This window comes from Ottowia oryzae (assembly GCF_003008535.1).
Taxonomy (GTDB): Bacteria; Pseudomonadota; Gammaproteobacteria; order Burkholderiales; family Burkholderiaceae_C; genus Ottowia; species Ottowia oryzae.
In genome coordinates this window covers 449,444-467,802 of record NZ_CP027666.1, presented here as the reverse complement: position 1 = coordinate 467,802, position 18,359 = coordinate 449,444, and the positions used below count along the sequence as shown (strand labels likewise).

At 66.6% G+C, this 18,359-nt stretch carries 14 protein-coding genes and 1 pseudogene; 6 read left to right on the top strand and 9 right to left on the bottom strand.

Annotation, left to right across the window (positions count from 1 at the left end):
* Positions 1–108 precede the first annotated feature (108 nt).
* Entirely contained in the window at positions 109–1,197 is a 1,089-nt protein-coding gene (locus C6570_RS02145; protein WP_106701636.1) for a tartrate dehydrogenase, read from the top strand.
* A gap of 345 nt (positions 1,198–1,542) precedes the next feature.
* Here C6570_RS02145 and C6570_RS02140 read toward each other — a convergent pair whose 3' ends face one another.
* The 5 genes and pseudogenes from C6570_RS02140 to C6570_RS02120 form a co-directional block, all read right to left on the bottom strand.
* Positions 1,543–3,075, bottom strand: a complete 1,533-nt coding sequence (locus C6570_RS02140; RefSeq protein ID WP_281260849.1) for a catalase — start codon at positions 3,073–3,075, stop codon at positions 1,543–1,545.
* Between the two features lie 258 nt (positions 3,076–3,333).
* Positions 3,334–5,295, bottom strand: coding sequence for a penicillin-binding protein 2 (mrdA, locus tag C6570_RS02135; protein WP_106701634.1), 1,962 nt, complete (start codon positions 5,293–5,295; stop codon positions 3,334–3,336).
* Positions 5,296–5,557: 262 nt separating this feature from the next.
* Positions 5,558–6,076, bottom strand: coding sequence for a rod shape-determining protein MreD (gene mreD, locus C6570_RS02130; RefSeq protein WP_106701632.1), 519 nt, complete (start codon positions 6,074–6,076; stop codon positions 5,558–5,560).
* A 335-nt stretch (positions 6,077–6,411) separates the two neighbouring features.
* A pseudogene (gene mreC / locus C6570_RS02125) lies at positions 6,412–7,308 on the bottom strand (rod shape-determining protein MreC); the annotation flags it as partial.
* Between the two features lie 178 nt (positions 7,309–7,486).
* Entirely contained in the window at positions 7,487–8,527 is a 1,041-nt protein-coding gene (locus C6570_RS02120; RefSeq protein ID WP_106701628.1) for a rod shape-determining protein, read from the bottom strand.
* A gap of 201 nt (positions 8,528–8,728) precedes the next feature.
* Between C6570_RS02120 and gatC the strand changes: the two genes are divergently transcribed.
* From gatC to gatB, 3 genes are read left to right on the top strand one after another with little or no spacing between them, the layout of a single operon-like run.
* Positions 8,729–9,028: an Asp-tRNA(Asn)/Glu-tRNA(Gln) amidotransferase subunit GatC gene (gatC, locus tag C6570_RS02115; RefSeq protein ID WP_106701626.1), complete on the top strand. Its 300-nt coding sequence runs from the start codon at positions 8,729–8,731 to the stop codon at positions 9,026–9,028.
* Complete coding sequence (gatA, locus tag C6570_RS02110; RefSeq protein ID WP_106701624.1) at positions 9,025–10,515, top strand: Asp-tRNA(Asn)/Glu-tRNA(Gln) amidotransferase subunit GatA; 1,491 nt, start codon at positions 9,025–9,027, stop codon at positions 10,513–10,515. Before gatC ends, gatA begins: the two co-directional genes overlap by 4 nt.
* A 1-nt stretch (position 10,516) precedes the next feature.
* Complete coding sequence (gatB, locus tag C6570_RS02105) at positions 10,517–11,986, top strand: Asp-tRNA(Asn)/Glu-tRNA(Gln) amidotransferase subunit GatB (RefSeq protein ID WP_106701622.1); 1,470 nt, start codon at positions 10,517–10,519, stop codon at positions 11,984–11,986.
* A gap of 434 nt (positions 11,987–12,420) precedes the next feature.
* Here gatB and C6570_RS02100 read toward each other — a convergent pair whose 3' ends face one another.
* Together C6570_RS02100 and pyrE are read right to left on the bottom strand one after the other, a co-directional pair.
* Positions 12,421–13,164: a DUF4124 domain-containing protein gene (locus C6570_RS02100; RefSeq protein WP_123812186.1), complete on the bottom strand. Its 744-nt coding sequence runs from the start codon at positions 13,162–13,164 to the stop codon at positions 12,421–12,423.
* Positions 13,161–13,868, bottom strand: a complete 708-nt coding sequence (pyrE, locus tag C6570_RS02095; RefSeq protein WP_106701620.1) for an orotate phosphoribosyltransferase — start codon at positions 13,866–13,868, stop codon at positions 13,161–13,163. Before pyrE ends, C6570_RS02100 begins: the two co-directional genes overlap by 4 nt.
* 12 nt (positions 13,869–13,880) lie before the next feature.
* On the opposite strand from pyrE, the gene C6570_RS02090 reads away from it, so the two are divergent.
* Positions 13,881–14,672 carry an exodeoxyribonuclease III gene (locus C6570_RS02090; RefSeq protein WP_106701618.1) on the top strand — a complete coding sequence of 264 codons (792 nt, stop codon included), beginning with the start codon at positions 13,881–13,883 and terminating at the stop codon, positions 14,670–14,672.
* A gap of 280 nt (positions 14,673–14,952) precedes the next feature.
* Here the strand turns inward: C6570_RS02090 and C6570_RS02085 are convergent, their stop codons facing one another.
* Both C6570_RS02085 and C6570_RS02080 read right to left on the bottom strand, forming a co-directional pair.
* Positions 14,953–15,732: a substrate-binding domain-containing protein gene (locus C6570_RS02085; protein ID WP_211297631.1), complete on the bottom strand. Its 780-nt coding sequence runs from the start codon at positions 15,730–15,732 to the stop codon at positions 14,953–14,955.
* Positions 15,733–16,157: 425 nt separating this feature from the next.
* Positions 16,158–17,240, bottom strand: coding sequence for a YeiH family protein (locus C6570_RS02080; protein ID WP_211297676.1), 1,083 nt, complete (start codon positions 17,238–17,240; stop codon positions 16,158–16,160).
* 168 nt (positions 17,241–17,408) lie between these two features.
* Between C6570_RS02080 and C6570_RS02075 the strand changes: the two genes are divergently transcribed.
* On the top strand, positions 17,409–18,320 hold the full coding sequence (locus tag C6570_RS02075) for a LysR family transcriptional regulator (RefSeq protein WP_106701612.1): 912 nt from the start codon (positions 17,409–17,411) through the stop codon (positions 18,318–18,320).
* Positions 18,321–18,359: the final 39 nt, after the last annotated feature.

The following is an 18,359-nucleotide window of genomic DNA, read 5'->3' as shown; positions in this document are numbered from 1 at the left end:
TGCGTCTCCTTTTTTTGATGCAGCTGCATCGTAGCGTGAACCCTGTGGGGCGCAACTGGGGCCTTACCCGAGCGGCTATGCTCACGGCCACCCACCCAGGAGCCCCGAATGAGTCCCGCCCAGAACCCCGATGGCCGCCGCCGCCACCGCATCGCCGTCATTGCGGGCGATGGCATCGGCAAGGAAGTGATGCCCGAAGCGCTGCGCGTGTTGAGCGCGGCGCAGCAAAAGTTCGATCTGCCGCTGGAGCTGGTGCCCATCGACTGGGCCAGCTGCGACTATTACGCCGAGCACGGCCAGATGATGCCCGACGACTGGAAGCAGCAGCTGCAGGGCGTGGACGCCATCCTGTTCGGCGCTGTCGGCTGGCCGGCCACGGTGCCCGACCACATCTCGCTGTGGGGCAGCCTGCTGAAGTTCCGGCGTGAGTTTGACCAGTACATCAACCTGCGCCCCGTGCGCCTGTTTGAAGGCGTGCCCTGCCCGCTGGCCGGGCGCAAGCCGGGCGACATCGACTTTCTGGTGGTGCGCGAGAACACCGAGGGCGAATACACCAACCTGGGCGGCGTGATGTACGCCGGCACCGACCGCGAAATCGTCCTGCAGGAAACCGTGATGAGCCGCTTCGGCGCCGATCGCGTGCTCAAGTTCGCCTTCGAGCAGGCCGCCGCCCGCCCGCGCCAGAAGCTCGACGTGGCCACCAAAAGCAACGGCATCGCCATCAGCATGCCCTGGTGGGACGGCCGCGCCGACGCCATGGCGCAGCACTACCCGCAGATCGCGGTCGAGAAACACCACATCGACATCCTTGCCGCGCGCTTCGTGCTGCAGCCGCAGCGCTTCGACGTGGTGGTGGCCAGCAACCTGTTTGGCGACATCCTCTCCGACCTGGGCCCGGCCTGCACCGGCACCATCGGCCTGGCGCCCTCGGCCAACCTGAACCCCGAGCGCACCTTCCCCAGCCTGTTTGAGCCGGTGCACGGCTCGGCGCCCGACATCTACGGCCAGGGCATCGCCAACCCCGTGGCGATGATCTGGTCGGCCGCGCTGATGCTGCAGTTCCTGGGCGAGCAGGCCGCGCACGACGCCATGCTGCACGCCATCGAACACGTGCTGGCCCACGGCCCGCGCACGCGCGACCTGGGCGGCCTAGCCAACACCGCCGAGATGGGCGCGGCCATCGCGGCGCTGGTCTGAAATTAAAAGAAAAACAGCCTCTGGCGCTGGTGCCATCAGCGCTGGACGCTATCAAATTTGATTGTTTTGCGCCCCGGCGCCGGGCGCTGATACAAGGTTTCAAGTGGCTATCGGCAGCAGCAGGTAGCTAAACCGCTGTCCAGCATCACCCCGAGCACGACACTCGCCCGAGCACAGCCACCGCCCACGCCACCCGGCTCAAGTGGCCGCGCATCAGGCCAGCCGAGCGAGCGAGGTGGCCGTACCCGCGGCTCCCTATCTGCCTGCGCAGATAGGGACGGGCCAAGGGGCCGTTGCCTCTGGCAACGAGCACCGGGCGGTTGGCGCCTCAGGGGGCAGCCCCTATCACGCAGGCAGCGGCACCAACGGGTTGCCGAACATCGGGTCGTCCTTCTTGGACGCCAGCGCCTTCTGCAAGTCCAGCCCCAGCGCCTTGGCCACGCCGGCTGCGTAGGCCGGATCGGCGACGTTGCAGTTGCGGATGTGGCGGAACTTGATGAACTCCGGCGCGTCGCCCATCGCGCGGGCGGTGTTGCCGAACAGGGCTTCCTGCTGCGCGGGCGTCATCAGCTGGAACAGCTTGCGCGGCTGCTCAAAGTAGTCGCTGTCGTCCTGGTGGAAGGGCCAGAACTTGGCGTCGCCGTTGATCTTCAGCGGCGGCTCTTCAAACTCGGGCTGGGCTTGCCATTGGCCGTAGCTGTTGGGCTCGTAGTGCGGCAGCGCGCCGTAGTTGCCGTCCACGCGGCCCATCCCGTCGCGGTGGTTGCTGTGCACCGGGCAACGCGCCTTGTTCACGGGAATCTGCTGGTGGTTCACGCCCAGGCGATAGCGCTGCGCGTCGGCGTAGTTGAACAGGCGCGCCTGCAGCATGCGGTCGGGGCTGACGCCGATGCCCGGCACCAGGTTGCTGGGCGAGAAGGCGCTTTGCTCCACGTCCAGGAAGAAGTTTTCGGGGTTGCGGTTCAGCTCGAACTCGCCCACCTCGATCAGCGGGTAGTCGCCCTTGTACCAAACCTTGGTCAGGTCAAACGGGTGCAGGCGCTGCTTTTCGGCCTCCAGCTCGGGCATGACCTGGATGAACATCTTCCACTTGGGAAAGTCGCCGCGCGCGATGGCGTCGAACAGGTCGCGCTGGCTGCTTTCGCGGTCTTTGCCCACCAGCTCGGCGGCCTCTGCGTCGGTCAGGTTCTTGATGCCCTGCTGCGTCTTGAAGTGCAGTTTGACCCAGAAGCGCTCGCCGTTGTTGTTCCAGAAGCTATAAGTATGAGAGCTGAAGCCGTGCATGTGGCGGTAGCCGTCGGGAATGCCGCGGTCGCTCATCACCACGGTGACCTGGTGCAGCGCCTCGGGCAGCAGCGTCCAGTAATCCCAGTTGTTCTTGGCCGAACGCATGTTGGTCTGCGGGTCGCGCTTAACGGCCTTGTTCAGGTCGGGGAACTGGCGCGGGTCGCGCACGAAGAACACGGGCGTGTTGTTGCCCACCATGTCCCAGTTGCCCTCTTCGGTGTAGAACTTCAGGGCAAAGCCGCGGATGTCGCGCTCGGCGTCGGCGGCGCCGCGTTCACCGGCCACGGTGGTGAAGCGGGCGAACATCTCGGTCTTCTTGCCGACTTCGCTGAAGATCTTGGCGCGCGTGTATCGGGTGATGTCGTGGGTGACGGTGAAGGTGCCGAAAGCGCCCGAGCCCTTGGCGTGCATGCGGCGCTCCGGAACGATCTCGCGCACGAAATTGGCCAGCTTCTCGTTCAGCCACACGTCTTGCGCCAGCAGCGGGCCGCGCGGGCCGGCGGTCATGCTGTCGCGGTTGGTGACCACCGGGGCACCGAAGTCGGTGGTCAGGTGGGTCACGGGGCACTTCATCGTGTCGTCGCTTTTCATCGGGGTTCCTTGGGGGGTTGCAGACGGGTTGGAGTCCACGTCATCATATGAATTCCATATGGCGGCGCAAAGTCAATAGTTTTTATTGACGCGATTGAATAAGCGCATTGACCAGGCCAATACCGCCGCAACCATGCTAAGCGGCACCGATGGCGCTGGCCGTCCGGCGATGGCCGAGGCGAAAGTAGGAGGGGGGCGCGCGGTGGCGTGCCCATCAGCGTCGGGCTCAGCCCCGCGAGGCGCGCGGCGGCAAAGTGCTCAGGGCGCTGCAGCGGCAGAGGCGGGCATGCCCAGCGCCATGTCGGCGGCGCGGCGCGGCGTGCCGATGGGGGCGCCGGCCTGGCCCTGCTGCACGGCGCGCAGATCGGCCTCGCTGGGGTACTGGCCCGCCAGCCAGTAGTCCATCACGCGGCGCACCAGCGGTGCGGCGTGGGCGGCGCCAAAGCCGGCGTTTTCGACGATGGCGGCCACGGCGATGCGCGGGTTGTCGGCCGGGGCGAAGGCGATGTACAGCGAGTGGTCGCGCTGGTGTTCGGCCAGGCGGCGCGCGTCGTAGCGGGCTTTCTGCCCGATGGTCACCGCCTGCGCGGTGCCGGTCTTGCCGCCCGACAGGTAGGGCGCACCCGCAAATACGCCGCGCGAGGTGCCTTCCTGCGTCACGCCCACCATGCCGCGTTTGACCAGCGCCACGTTGGCGGCTTTGTAGCCCAGGTCGGCGCCGGGCGGCTGCGCGATGTCCTTGAACTGCAGCGTCTGCGGGTCTTGCTCGGCCTTGACGAGGTGCGGCGTGTGCTTGGTGCCGCCGGCGGCCAGCGTGGCCGTGGCGCTGGCCAGCTGCAGCATGGTGAAGTTGTTGTAGCCCTGGCCAATGCCCAGCGAAATCGTCTCGCCCGCGTACCACTTTTGCTGCGCCGCGCGCTTGTAGGTGGTGCGCTTCCATTCGGTGGAAGGCAGCACGCCGCGCGTTTCGCCCGGAATATCAATGCCGGTGATCTGCCCAAAGCCCAGCGGCTTCATGAAGTCGTGAATGGCGTTCACGCCCATGTCGTTGGCCAGTTGGTAGAAGTACACGTTGCTGGACTTGACGATGCTGCGGTACAGGTCGACCGGGCCCAGCGCGTGGCCGGATCGGAAGGTGTGCCCGCCAAACGTCCACGAGCCACCGTCCATGATCACCGTGCCGGGCTGGCGCTTGCCCGTTTCCAGCGCGGCCAGGCCCATGAACGGTTTGTAGGTGGAGCCCGGCGGGTACGTGCCGCGCAGCGCGCGGTTGAGCAGCGGCTTGTTGATGGATTCGTTCAGCTCGGACCAGCTTTCTTGGTCGATGCCTTCCACGAACAGGTTCGGGTCGAAGGTGGGCTTGCTCACGAAGGCCAGCACCTCGCCGTTCTGCGGGTCGATGGCGACCAGCGCGCCGCGGCGCTCGCCGTACATGTCTTCCACCAGCTTTTGCAGGTTGATGTCGATCGACAGGCGGATCGACTCGCCCGGCACGGCCGGGTGGCTGCCCAGGCGGCGCACCGCGTGGCCGCCGGCCGAGGTTTCCATCTGCTCCACGCCCGTCGTGCCGTGCAGCACTTTCTCGTAGCTGGCCTCTACGCCCAGCTTGCCGATGTAGTCGGTGCCGCGGTAGTTGGCCGCGTCGTCGGAATCCTCGATGCGCTCTTTGTCGCGCTGGTTGATGCGGCCCAGGTAGCCAATGATGTGGCCGCCGGTCTCGCCCAGCGGGTAGGTGCGAAACAGCCGCGCCTTGATCTCCACGCCCGGAAAGCGGTAGCGCTGCGCGGCAAAGCGCGCCACTTCTTCGTCCGTCAGGCGCATGCGCACCGGCAGCGATTCAAACGTGCGCGAATCTTCCTGCAGGCGCTTGAAGCGGCGCCGGTCGCGGGGGCTGATCTCCACCACCTGGTGGATGGCGTCGATCACTTCGTCCACCGGCTTGCCCGTGCGCGACGGCGTGATCTCCAGCGTGTACGACTTGTAGTTGGTGGCCAGCACCACGCCGTTGCGGTCCAGGATTTCGCCGCGGTTGGGCACGATCGGCACCACCGCCGTGCGGTTGGTCTCGGCGCGCTCGGCGTACGCATCGTGCCGCACCACCTGCAGCACGTAAAGCCGCCAGCCGATCAGCGTGAAGCACCCCAGCACCACCAGCGCGACCACGGCCAGACGCAGGCGAAAGCGCGTCAGCTCGGCGTCCAGGTTGCGCAGCTCGGCCATGGTGATGCTATGAATTATCTAGCTGCCGGCGCTCGTCGGGCGGGCGCTGCAGGCCTAAAAGATATTGAACAGGTGTGGGGCGCAGACACGGTGGCGCCCAGCCGCACCAATGTACAAGCGGAAAGGCCCGCAGGCCAGCCTGGTGCGGCGATGCCCTCACGGCACTGCCGGAATGCGCCGCCGCACTGCGGCCACGCCGACGGGGCTGCACGCAGAGGGCGCGCGCGGGGCGCACCAGGCGCCACGTGCATCAAGGCGTGCGTCATAGCGGCCGGTTGGCGTCGGGGTTGGGCGCACGGCGCTGCGGAGCCAACAGCAGCACGCTGACCAGCGGCCACAGGGCCGACTCGAGCACCGGCGCCAGCAGCACCTGCCAGCCAGGAAACTCCGCCCCGCCGATCAGCCGCAGCGCGATGGTGATGGCGTGCGCCGCCGCAAACAAAGGCAGCAGCTGCACCGCCTGCCCCGGCACCGAAAACCACAGGATGCGGCGGTGCACCATGATCGCGCTGTAGATCAGCACCGAATAGGCCAGCGCGTGCTGGCCCAGCAGCGAAGCTTGGTGCACATCCAGAATCAGCCCGAAGACGAAGGCCGCGCCCAGGCCGATGCGGCGCGGCTCGTGGATGCTCCAGAACACCAGCACCACGGCCAGCACGTCGGGCATCCACAGCACGCGGCCCAGGGGCAGCAGGTTGATCAGCAGCGCCACCAGCAGGCTGCCCCAGATGAAGGCGGGGCTGGCTGGCAGCAGCAGTTGCTGGCCGCGCGGCATGATCATGGGGCAGCTCCTGAAGCGGCAGCGCGCGGTGCAGACGCCGTTCGCGCTGCCGGGGCAGCCGCACGGCGGCGCGGTGACGGGGCGGACGCGGCAGCGGTGGCGGGCGCGGCGGCACTGGCTGCACCCGCGCGCGCGGCGGCAGCGGGTGGCGCCGCAGGGCGTGAGGGGGCTGCAGGCTTGGCCGGTGTGGCCCGGCCCGAAGCCCTGCCCGCAGGCGCGGCGGCCGCGCCCACAGCACCCACGGCTGCCGCAGCACCGGCGGCCACCCCAGCCGCTGGCGCGCCTGGGCGCGTGGCCGCTGGCGCCGAAGCGGCGGATACAGCCCCGGATGCCGCGCCTTGTGCGGCGGTCACATCGCTCGGCGCGGTGTCCGACGCGGGTGTCAACGGCGTCAGCACCATCACGTGGTTCACCGCGCTCAGGTTGGCCAGGGGCTGGCAGACGATGCGGGCAAAGCTGGTGTCGCTGCGCCGGTCCACGCGCACGACGCGCGCCACCGGCAGGCCGGGGGCGTATACGCCGTCTACACCGCTGGTGGTCAGCAAATCGCCTTCTTTCACGTCTTCGGTGACGGACATGTAGCGCAGCTCCATCATGCCGCGGTGCTGCGACGGGTCGCCATAGGCCACGCTGCGCGCGCCAGTGCGTGCGTTCATCACCGGTATGACTTGGTCGCGGTCGATCAGCAGGGTGATTTCGCTCACGAACGGGTACACGCGCGTCACCTGGCCCAGCACGCCCGATTCGTCCATCACGGGCGAGCCGGGCTCGATCCCCTGCATCTGCCCCTTGTCGATGACCACGCGGCGGCTGAACGGGTCGGTGGCGTCGTACAGCACCTGCGCGGCGGTGGCCTTGACCTGCACGCGGTCGCGCAGATCCAGCAGCTGGCGCAGGCGGTTGTTCTCCAGCATCAGCTGCTCGACCTGGCCGGCCCGCTGCGATTGCTCGGCCAGCTTGCGGCGCGCCGCATCTTCGGTGGCGTGCGCGGTCTTCAGGTCGGTCAGGTAGGCCGTGGCCTGGTTGACCATCTGCACCGGCTGCAGCGCCACCCACTGAACGGGGTACAGCACCGTGGCGATCACGGCGCGCAGCGGCTGCACCAGGTGAAAGCGCGCATCGGCCACCATCAGAAAGAGCGCCAGCGCGCTGAAGAACACCAGCCGCGACAGCGCCGACGGCCCTTGCTTGAAGAAGGGCGGCGGCGAACGGTCAAGCGTCTGCAGGGGCATGGGGCGTGGACGGGTCCCGGGGCGCGGGCGAGATCAAGGCAATCTCGCTACACAAATGTGAGCATTATGCGCAATTCGGGGCAGCGCGACAGGCAGTTTTTTGCTTAGGCCGGTGCTTCGGCCCGTGCAGCGGCAAGGCGTGGGGCCGGGCGGCCACAGGCCCGGCGCGCCGAGAAAATCACTCGCTGGTGAAGATATTGCCCAGGCGTTCCATGCGCTCCAGCGCCAGGCCGCAGCCGCGCACCACGCAGGTCAGCGGCTCTTCGGCCACCAGCACGGGCAGACCGGTTTCTTCGGCCAGCAGGCGCTCCAAGTCGCGCAGCAGCGCGCCGCCGCCCGTCAGCATCATGCCGCGCTCGGCAATGTCGGCGCCCAGCTCGGGCGGGGTTTCTTCCAGCGCTTTCTTGACTTCCGAGACGATGCTGTTGAGCGGCTCGGTCAGCGCTTCCAGAATTTCGTTGCTGCTGATGGTGAAGCTGCGCGGCACGCCTTCGGACAGGTTGCGGCCCTTGACTTCCATTTCCTTGACTTCGCTGCCAGGAAACGCGCTGCCAATCTGCTTCTTGATGGCTTCGGCCGTGGGGTCGCCAATCAGCATGCCGTAGTTGCGGCGGATGTAGTTGACGATGGCGTCGTCGAACTTGTCGCCGCCCACGCGGGCGCTGCCCTTGTAGACCATGCCGCCCAGGCTGATCACGCCCACTTCGGTGGTGCCGCCGCCGATGTCCACCACCATCGAGCCGCTGGCCTCGCTGACCGGCAGGCCAGCGCCGATGGCCGCTGCCATCGGTTCTTCGATCAGGTACACCTCGCTGGCGCCCGCGCCCAGGGCCGACTCGCGGATGGCGCGGCGTTCCACCTGCGTGGAGCCGCAGGGCACGCAGATGATGATGCGCGGGCCGTTGAAGAAATTGCGCCGGCTCACCATCTTGATGAACTGCTTGAGCATCTGCTCGGTGACGGTGAAATCGGCGATCACGCCGTCTTTCATCGGGCGGATGGCTTCGATGTTGCCGGGCACCTTGCCCAACATGGCCTTGGCTTCGGCACCCACGGCCTGGATCGTCTTCTTGCCCTGCGGGCCGCCTTCGTGGCGAATGGCGACGACCGAGGGCTCGTCTAGCACGATGCCCTTGTCGCGCACGTAGATCAGGGTGTTGGCCGTGCCCAAATCAATGGCCAGGTCGGTGGAGAAATACCGACGGAGAGCTCCAAACATGAAATGTCCTTGAGGGGCTGCACGCCGGGCGTGCCGCCGGCGGCGCGTGTTCGATGCGATTTGCGAGAGATTTGGGTGCAAAAGCGGCCCGTTGACGGGCCGTTGTGCAAAGGCGGGATAATACCGCATTGGCCTGTCTGGCGCCTGTCGGAACTGGGCCAAAACCTTCAAAAATCACCCTCCGCTTCGGCTTTTCTTCGCATGGCGCTGACCCCCAACGACGTCGACCGCATCGCGCACCTCGCGCGACTGGCGCTGACCGACGCACAAAGTGAGCAATTGCTTACAAAATTGAATGGTTTCTTTGACCTGGTGCAGGCCATGAGCGAGGTCGACACCCAGGGCGTCGAGCCGCTCGCCCACCCCGTGGCGGTGATGCAGGACGTCGCCCTGCGCCTGCGCGACGACGTGGTCACCGAGCCCAACCAGCGCGAAGCTAACCAGCGCAGCGCGCCTTCGGTGGAAGACGGTTTGTACTTGGTTCCGCGGGTGATCGAATGACTCAGCCACTGCACGATCTCACGGTGGCCGAACTGGCCACCCGCCTGAAAGCCCGCGACGTGTCGGCCGAAGAAGTGGCGCGCCACTTCCTGGCCCGCAGCCAGACCGCCGCCGACCTGGGCGCCTACCTGGCCATGGATGAAGAAGCCACGCTGGCCCAGGCCCGCGCCGCCGACGCGCTGCTGGCGGCCGGCAACGCGCCAGCGCTGGCGGGCGTGCCCATCGCGCACAAGGACATCTTCGTCACGCGCGACTTCGCCACCACCGCCGGCTCGAAGATGCTGGCCGACTACCGCTCGCCGTTCGACGCCACCGTGGTGCGCCGGCTGGGGGTCGGAGCGCCCGGCCAGACCGGCGGTGCAGGCATGGTCACGCTGGGCAAGCTCAACTGCGATGAATTCGCCATGGGCTCGGCCAACGAAAACTCGGCCTACGGCGTGGTGAAAAACCCCTGGGACACGGCGCGCGTGCCCGGCGGCTCGTCCGGCGGCAGCGCGGCGGCGGTGGCCGCGCGGCTGACCCCCGCAGCCACCGGCACCGATACCGGCGGCTCCATCCGCCAGCCCGCCAGCTTCTGCGGCATCACCGGCATCAAGCCGACCTACGGGCGCGCCAGCCGCTACGGCATGGTGGCTTTTGCGTCCAGCCTGGACCAGGCCGGCCCCATGGCGCGCACCGCCGAAGACTGCGCCCTGCTGCTGTCGGCCATGTGCGGGCCCGACCTGGACCGCGACTCCACCTCGCTCGACGTGCCCGCCGAAGATTTCACGCGTGGCCTGAGCGGCGACCTGACTGGCCTGCGCATCGGCCTGCCCACCGAATTCTTCGGTGACGGGCTGGACGCCGATGTGCGCGCTGCCATCGACGCCGCGCTGGCCGAGCTGCGCCAGCTGGGCGCCACCGTGGTCGACATCTCGCTGCCGCGCACGCGCCTGGCCATCCCGGTGTACTACGTGCTGGCCGCGGCCGAAGCCAGCTCCAACCTCAGCCGCTTCGACGGCGTGAAGTTCGGCTTTCGCGCCCCTGACTACACCGACCTGGAGGACATGTACAAGAAAACGCGCAGCCAGGGCTTTGGCGACGAGGTGCAGCGCCGCATCATGACCGGCACCTACGTCCTCTCTCACGGCTACTACGACGCGTACTACCTGCAGGCGCAGAAGGTGCGCCGCCTGATTGCGCAGGATTTCCAGCAGGCCTTCACGCAATGCGACGTGATCGCCGGGCCCGTGGCGCCCTCGGTCGCCTGGGGCCTGGGCGCGCACGGCGACGACCCGCTGGCCGACTACCTGGCCGACATCTACACCCTGCCCGCGTCGCTGGCCGGCCTGCCGGGCATGAGCGTGCCCGCGGGCTTTGGTGCTGCCGGCATGCCCGTTGGCCTGCAGCTGATCGGCAACTACCTTCAGGAAGGCCGGCTGCTGAACGTGGCGCACCGTTTGCAGCAAGCCACCGACTGGCACCAGCGCAAGCCAAACGGCATCTGACATGACATCTCCCAAACTCATCCAAGGCTACGAAGTCGTCATCGGCTTCGAGACCCACACCCAGCTGCAAACGAACAGCAAGATCTTCAGCCGCGCCAGCACGGCCTTCGGCGCCGAGCCCAATACGCAGGCCTGCGCCGTCGATCTGGCCTTGCCCGGCACGCTGCCCGTGATGAACCGCGAGGCGGTGCAGTGCGCTATCAAATTGGGACTGGCCCTTGGCTCCCACATTGCGCCGCGCAGTGTTTTTGCCCGCAAGAACTACTTCTACCCGGACTTGCCCAAGGGCTACCAGATCAGCCAGTTTGAGATCCCGGTGGTGCAGGGCGGCGAAGTGTCTTTTTTTGTCGGAGACCAGAAGAAAACTGTGCGCCTGGTGCGCGCCCACCTGGAAGAAGACGCCGGCAAATCGGTGCACGAAGGCCTGCACGGCCATTCCGGCATCGACCTGAACCGCGCCGGCACGCCGCTGCTGGAGATCGTCACCGAGCCCGACATGGGCAGCAGCGATGAAGCCGTGGCCTACGCCAAAGAGCTGCACAAGATCGTCACCTGGATCGGCATCTGCGACGGCAACATGCAGGAAGGCAGCTTCCGGTGCGACGCCAACGTCTCCGTGCGCAAGCCCGGCCAGCCGCTGGGCACGCGCCGCGAGATCAAGAACCTCAACAGCTTTCGCTTCATGCAGCAGGCGATCGACTTCGAGATACGCTGGCAGATCGAGCAGATCGAAGACGGCCACGCCATCCAGCAGGCCACCGTGCTGTTCGACCCCGACACGGGCGAAACCCGCGCCATGCGCACCAAGGAAGACTCGGCCGACTACCGCTACTTCCCGGATCCCGACCTGCCGCCGCTCTGCATTTCAGAGCAATGGGTTGAGCAAACACGGGCGCTGATGCCCGAATTGCCGCGCAAGATGGCCGAGCGCTTCGTGGCCGACTACGGCCTGCCCGAATACGACGCCACCACGCTCACGCACTCGCCGGCCATGGGCGCCTACTTCGAGGCGGCCGCCAAGGCCAGCGGGCAGCCCAAGCTGGCCAGCAACTGGGTGATGGGCGAGTTTTCCCGCCGAATGAACGCGGAGGAGTTGTCGATTGATCAGGCCGTGAAGAAGATTCGTTCATCCGACTTGGCAGTAATCATCAAGCAGATCGTCGATGGACAGATTTCTTCTAGCGGGGCGAAGACTCTGTTTGCCCACGTTTGGGAGCGCGGGCTTCAGTTCATCGCCCCTGAGGGGATTGGCTCGGTGATCGACGACCTGGGGCTGCGTCAGATGAACGACACCGGCGCGCTGGAAAAGATCGTCGACGAGGTGATCGCCGCCAACCCCGACAACGTGGCCCAGTTCAAGGCGGGCAAGGACAAGGCGTTCAACGCGCTGGTCGGCCAGGTGATGAAGGCCAGCAAAGGCAAGGCCAACCCGGCGCAGGTCAATGAATTGCTGAAGGCGCGGCTGGCCTGATGGCGCAGCGGGGGCCTGCCTCGCCGCCTGGCGAGGCCAGGGCGGATGGCGTGCCGCTCGGCTGGCAGGCTTTAAGCCAAATCGCCTTCTAGCGCTGGCGTGACCTGCGCCAGAAGCTATGGTTTAAATAGCAAAATGAAGCAACACAGCCAATCTTGGCAGCCAGCGGTTCAGCTGCTGTGCCGAGTGACGTCTGCGTTTGGAGGTCATCCAGACTGGCTCAGGCCGACAGAACGGCTCTGACGAGACGGGTTGGGTCGCGTGGCGCAGCCGCTGCGCCCGTGCTCCGTTGCACCTCAGGCGCCGAATTCACCGAGGGCGGCGTACGGGCCATGCCACCGCGGCCAGGCCCACGTGAGTTCGGCTATTGCTATGAAAAGCAGAGCTTCTGGCGCCCGCTGCACCTGCGCCAGTGCCAGCTGGGCTTGTAAAGCTCAGCGGCCCTGACCGCCCGGGCGCGTGGCGGCGGGGGCGTTGGCCGGGCCAGCGCTCGATTGCATCTGCCACAGCTGCCTGAGCCGCACCAGCTGCTCGTCAAACGCGGCGTTGATGCGGTCGCGCTCGGCCTGCTGCGCGCCGATGGCGCGTTCTTGCACGGCGATGGCTTCGGCGTTGGTCTCGATGGCCTGGCGCACTTTGGCGGGCGCCTTGGATGGGTCTTTCTTGTAGAACTCCATCTCCTCGTCCAGGCCCTTGCGCTCCGCCTTCAGATCGTCGATGCGCGCCTGCGCGGCGTTCACCACCACCTGCGTCTGGGCCAGCGCCTTCTTGCGGCCGTCGTCGTGGGCGGCCTGGTTCGGGTAGCGGTTGACCAGGGCTTCGTCGCGGCGGATGGCGTCGCGCCCGCGCTGTCGGTCCAGTTCGGCCTGGCGCTGCCGGGCTTCCTCGGCTTCGCGCTCTTTGGGCGTCAAGGTGGGGCCGATCACGCGAACCACGGTGCCGCTGCGGCTCAGCTCGCGCTGCTCGCGGTCGTTGCAGGCCATGATGGGCCGGTCGGAGGTGATGCGCCGGCCCTGCGCGTCCACACAGGTGTAGATGCCGCCCACGCTGCCAGTTTGCTGCTGCGCCTGCGCGTGGGGCACCCCCAGCGCCAGCAGCGCGGCGGCGGCCCAGCCCGCGCTGAAGCGGGCCGAACGAGCGGCAAGTTGACAGAAAAAGCGTGGGCGAAGCAGGGTCATGTCCTCAGATCAACGCCGTAGCGGCTCCGGTAGGCGGAGACCGCATCGACGTAGGGCAAAAATTTGTCAGTTGACTGCAAATGCTGCAATAACTGGGCCAGATTGGCGATGGCGCACACCTGCAGGCCCAGCGTGTCGCGGACATATTGCACGGCGCTCCAGGAAACGTCCTGGCCGCCCTCGGTGGCCTTTTCCTGCCGGTCCAGCGCGATGGCCACGGCATGCGGCGTGGCGCCGGCCGCGCGGATCAGCGCGATGGATTCGCGCACGGCGGTGCCGGCGGAAATCACGTCGTCCACGATCAGCACGCGGCCTTTCAAGGGCGCGCCCACCAGCGTGCCGCCCTCGCCGTGGTCCTTGGCCTCCTTGCGGTTGTAGGCAAAAGGTTTGTTCACGCCCAGGCGTGCCAGCTCCACCGCGACCGCCGCGCCCAGGGGAATGCCCTTGTAGGCGGGGCCGAAAATCACGTCGAATTCGATGCCCGAGGCTTGCAGGGCGCGGGCATAGAATTGCGCCAGCCGCTGCAGCTTGGCGCCATCGTCAAACAGCCCGGCGTTGAAGAAATAGGGGCTCATGCGCCCCGCCTTGGTCTTGAATTCGCCAAAACGCAAGACCCCCGCGTCGATGGCGAATTGCACGAATTCCTGCGCCAGTCCGTCTTGCCCGATGGCCGCGTCTTGGGCGCCAATTTGCGCGCTGTTCATTGGAGATACCCCTTGTTCAAGCTCACCAGCCTCAACCTGAATGGCATCCGCTCGGCCACCACCAAGGGTGTCGAAACGTGGCTGGATTCGCACGCGCCGGATTGTATTTGCGTGCAGGAAATCAAGGCCCAGTTGCCCGATATCGAAGGCAGGTTCGAGGTGCTGGCGGGCATGAAGGGCCACTTTCACCTGGCCGAGAAAAAGGGCTACTCCGGCGTGGGCGTGTACACGCGCCACGAGCCGTCGGCGGTGATCGCCGGCTACGGATCGGAAGAGTTCGACGCCGAGGGCCGCTACCTGGAAGTGCGTTTCGACACGCCGCGGCGCAAGTTCTCGGTGATCAGCTGCTACTTTCCCAGCGGCTCGTCCGGGCCTGAGCGGCAAGAGGCCAAGTACCGCTTCCTGGCCGAGTTCTACCCGGTGCTGCAGCGCCTCAAGGCCGAGCGCGACTTCGTCCTGTGCGGCGACGTCAACGTGGCGCACCAGGAGATCGATCTCAAGAACTGGAAGAGCAACCAGAAGAACAGCGGCTTCCTGCCCGAGGAGCGCGCCTGGGTCACCCGCGTGATCGACGAACTGGAACTGGTGGACGTGTACCGCCGCCTGCACCCCGACACCACGGGCGAGGCCTACACCTGGTGGAGTAACCGAGGTCAGGCCTATGCGAAGAACGTGGGTTGGCGGTTGGACTATCAATTGGCGACGCCTCCGCTTGCCGCAGCGGCGCGAGAAACCGGCATCTACAAATCCGAGCGATTCAGTGACCACGCCCCTCTCACCGTTGATTACGATTTCGGGCTTTGATCAGTCACGTCAGGCGTGACGCAAGCTGTCCGCCAGCCTCGGTGCCCGGCCGTCGGGTGTGGAAGCACGCGGCGGATCAACGGAAGACGAGCGGTCTTCCTGCGTCAACATCCCATCGCAAAGGCCGCGTGACCGTTGGCGTGGCTGCGCAAACTGCCGATCCAGTTGCCGGCGCGCGCTGAACGGTGGGGCCGTGGCTTCTAGGCGGCCATAGGACACCAGCCGTTATACGGATTCGGCGCTCCGCCCTGGCGCACGATGCCTGTGCGAGTCGGCTGCTTCAAGGCGTCGTCTTCCAACCCCACTTCCCAAAGATCGATTGCCCTTGCGGCGACTGCAGGAAGGCCACGAACGCCTTGGCCTGCTCCCGCTCCGCGCCCTTGTGGGTGAGCACCACGCCGGTATCCCGGTAGATGCGGAACGGCTCATCCACTTCCACCAGTTGGGCCAGACTCGGATTGGCGACCTGCCAGATGTTCCAGATCAGCCAGACGTCGATGTCGGGTTGCTCGGTCCAGCGCTTGCGGGCCTCCGCGCTGTTGGGGGCCTCGGGCAGAACCAGGTTCTTGCGGAAAGCGCGCACCATGGCGATGTCGCCCGTGCGGCCGGCCACGTCTTCCCAAAGGCCCGTCTGTCCCGCGCCCGCCACGGCCATCACTTTGACACCGGGCTTGAGTAGATCGCGGAACCCGTGGATGTGCTTCGGATTTCCTGGGCGGACCAGGATGGCCGCAGGTCGCAGGTACAGCGGCTCGGCTTTTTCCAGCTCAAATGCACCCGGCAACGCCTTGGCGAACTCGCTCATCATGTTTTCGGCGCCACTGAACACCACGTCGGCGTTCGCCTTTGCCATCTCGACCCACTGCGGAGTCGGGCCGGCGGTGACCTCCACCGCGATGTTGTTCGCGGCGCCAAAAACCTGCGCCGCCTCCTTCATGGCCGGGGCCGGCCCGCCGGGTCCGTAGACGTGGAGCACTTCCTGCGCCTGGGCGCTGAAGGCAACCAACGCCATGGTCAGACAAAGGACGAGGGCTGAACGAACACGTTGAACCTTGTGCATGCGGGGACTCCTGGGTTGGTAGATATCAATTCAGCCGCATTGGTCTAGCGAGCGTGGCGACCAGGCATGGGCTTGCGCAACCGATCTTGGTTACGTTCAAGTCTTTGTGGGGTACCGGCTGTGAGTCCTTGTCTGGCCATTCCTCGGGTCGTAGATGACCGCGTCGGGGCTTGCTGCAAGACACAGCTGCCAGTCGATCGTCCAGATGGATGGGCAGCGCGTTGGATGGTGCAGTCAGGGGCGCGGAGCGCTGGGCTTGCCGGCTTGCCCCTGATGGAACAAGCGGAGGGCGGCGGCGCCGGCGTGAGTGCGGCGCCGAGAGGGGGGCTTTCATGGTGCTTCCTGTCGACTTCATCGGATGTCTACCGAGATGGACGGATGGCGCCCCTCAAACATTCCATACGCTCCAAAAAAGTCGGCCCCGATCAGGCAAATAGAGCCGCCACACCCGCGTTGATGGCCAACCCGCCACCGATAAGCCAGGCGAACAGCAGTGCCGCCAATGCCAGCGGCTTGATGCCAGCGCTGCGGATGGCCGAGACATGCGTCGTCAGGCCCAGGGCGGCCATGGCCATCGCGAGCAGCACCGTGTCGATGTCGATCGCCGTGCTGACGACCTGCTGGGGCAGCAGGGCCAGGGAGTTGAGGCCGGCCACGGCCAGGAAGCCCAGCGCGAACCATGGGATCACGATGCGGCCGGGCTTGTCGCGCGCGCCATCGGCGTCCGGCGTGGCGTGGGCCGCGCTGGGGTCCTTGGCGCGCGAGAGATAGGCCGAGAGCACGATCAGGAACGGCGCCAGCATCATCACGCGCACCATCTTGGCGATCACCGCGGTGTTGCCCGCGTCGATGCCTACCGCGTTGCCCGCGGCGACCACCTGCGCCACCTCGTGGATCGTCGACCCTGCAAAGATGCCGTAGGCGGTCGGAGACATTGTGACCAACTGGTACTGCGCGTTCAGGTGGTACAGCACCGGGTACAGGAAGATGGCCAGCGTGCCGAAGACGACCACGGTGGAGACGGCCACTGTCACCTGTTCGGCGCGACCGCGCACCACGGGCTCGGCGGCCATCACGGCAGCAGCGCCGCAGATGGAGCTGCCCGCGCCGATCAGCATGGCGGTCTTGCGGTCCAGGCCGAACACGCGGGTGCCGAGGAACCAGGCCAGTGCAAAGGTGCTGCTCAACACCAGCGCATCGATCAGCACGCCGGCCAGGCCGACATGGCCGATGTCCTGGAAGGTCAGGCGCAGGCCGTACAGGATGATCCCCAGACGCAGCAGAGTCTGCTTGGAGAACGTCACGCCCGCCGCGCTCGCTGGCGCGATGTGTGCGTACGCGGTGTTGCCGACCAGCATGCCCAGCACGATGGCGATGGTGAGCGCGCTGATGCCGTTGTGCTGCAGCCAGCCCAGCCGGCCCAGCGCGATGGCCGCGGCTGCCAGCGCGCCGGCCAGGGCCAGGCCCGGCAGGAGCTGGATGGCGCGCTGCGCGCCATGCGAAGGCATGTGGCTGTGCGGCGCTGCGAAGGTCGAATGGGCGGGCATGGGGAGCTCCAGACGTACTGGATTCGGGCGGGACGAGGACATGCCCCAGACTGTGCAGCGGCTCCATCAATCTGACAAACGGGTAGTTTTTGTATGATCTAGCTGCAAATCAGCTAATCAAGCACCGACATGCGTCTCACGTTGCGTCAATTGCAGATCTTTGCCGCGGTGGCCGACACTGGCAGCACCACCGCCGCCGGGCTGCGGGTCGCGCTGTCTCAGTCTGCGTCCAGCGCCGCGCTCAACGAGCTGGAAGGGCTGCTGGGAGTTCCGTTGTTCGACCGCATCGGCAAACGCCTGGTGCTCAACGACACGGGGCGCGGCCTGCTGCCCCAGGCGCGGGCGCTGTTGGACGGCGCAGCGGGCATCGAGAGCCAGTTCGGCATCGGCGCAGGCGAGCGTTCTTCCCCGGTCATGCGCACCCGCTTACGCGTCGGCGCGAGCACGACCATCGGCAACTACCTGCTGCCGGCACTGGTGGCCAGCCACCTGCGCGAAGCTCCCGGCACCGCCATTGACGCGACCATCGGCAACACGAGCGACGTCGCCGCTGCGGTGGCGCGACTGGACGTGGACCTGGGGCTGATCGAAGGTCCCTGCCATGAGTCCGCGCTGCAGGTGCGGCCTTGGCTGGAGGACGAACTGGTGCTGGTCTGCGCCCCATCACACCCTTTGCTGGCAGGCGATCCTGCCGCCCGTATCGGACTGAAGGCGCTGCGCTTGCAATGCTGGCTGGTGCGTGAACCGGGCTCGGGAACCAGGGAAGCGGTGGAGCACGCGCTGCTTCCGCACCTGCACCAGTGGGAGCAAACGATGCAATTGGGCAGCACCGAGGCCATCAAGCAGGCCGCCGCCGAGGGCCTGGGGCTCGCCTGCCTGTCCCTGTGTGCCGTCCAGGACCTGTTGACGTTGCGGCGGCTGGTGGTCGTCAACAGCAGCCTGCCGCGGCTAAGCCGACGCTTTTACCTAGTGCACCATCGGCAAAAGCAGTTCTCGGCAGGCCTGCAGAGGTTCGTGGACCACTGCGAGACCGCCAGGTGAATTTCAAGGCACTGGTGGAATAAACCCGCAAAGCCAATC

Bases quoted from the DNA above. Each gene is read 5' to 3' on its own strand.
- C6570_RS02145 (WP_106701636.1), top strand. From the start codon at position 109: ATGAGTCCCGCCCAGAACCCCGATGGCCGCCGCCGCCACCGCATCGCC.
- C6570_RS02140 (WP_281260849.1), bottom strand. From the start codon at position 3,075: ATGAAAAGCGACGACACGATGAAGTGCCCCGTGACCCACCTGACCACC.
- mrdA (WP_106701634.1), bottom strand. From the start codon at position 5,295: ATGGCCGAGCTGCGCAACCTGGACGCCGAGCTGACGCGCTTTCGCCTG.
- mreD (WP_106701632.1), bottom strand. From the start codon at position 6,076: ATGATCATGCCGCGCGGCCAGCAACTGCTGCTGCCAGCCAGCCCCGCC.
- C6570_RS02120 (WP_106701628.1), bottom strand. From the start codon at position 8,527: ATGTTTGGAGCTCTCCGTCGGTATTTCTCCACCGACCTGGCCATTGAT.
- gatC (WP_106701626.1), top strand. From the start codon at position 8,729: ATGGCGCTGACCCCCAACGACGTCGACCGCATCGCGCACCTCGCGCGA.
- gatA (WP_106701624.1), top strand. From the start codon at position 9,025: ATGACTCAGCCACTGCACGATCTCACGGTGGCCGAACTGGCCACCCGC.
- gatB (WP_106701622.1), top strand. From the start codon at position 10,517: ATGACATCTCCCAAACTCATCCAAGGCTACGAAGTCGTCATCGGCTTC.
- C6570_RS02100 (WP_123812186.1), bottom strand. From the start codon at position 13,164: ATGACCCTGCTTCGCCCACGCTTTTTCTGTCAACTTGCCGCTCGTTCG.
- pyrE (WP_106701620.1), bottom strand. From the start codon at position 13,868: ATGAACAGCGCGCAAATTGGCGCCCAAGACGCGGCCATCGGGCAAGAC.
- C6570_RS02085 (WP_211297631.1), bottom strand. From the start codon at position 15,732: ATGCACAAGGTTCAACGTGTTCGTTCAGCCCTCGTCCTTTGTCTGACC.
- C6570_RS02080 (WP_211297676.1), bottom strand. From the start codon at position 17,240: ATGCCTTCGCATGGCGCGCAGCGCGCCATCCAGCTCCTGCCGGGCCTG.
- C6570_RS02075 (WP_106701612.1), top strand. From the start codon at position 17,409: ATGCGTCTCACGTTGCGTCAATTGCAGATCTTTGCCGCGGTGGCCGAC.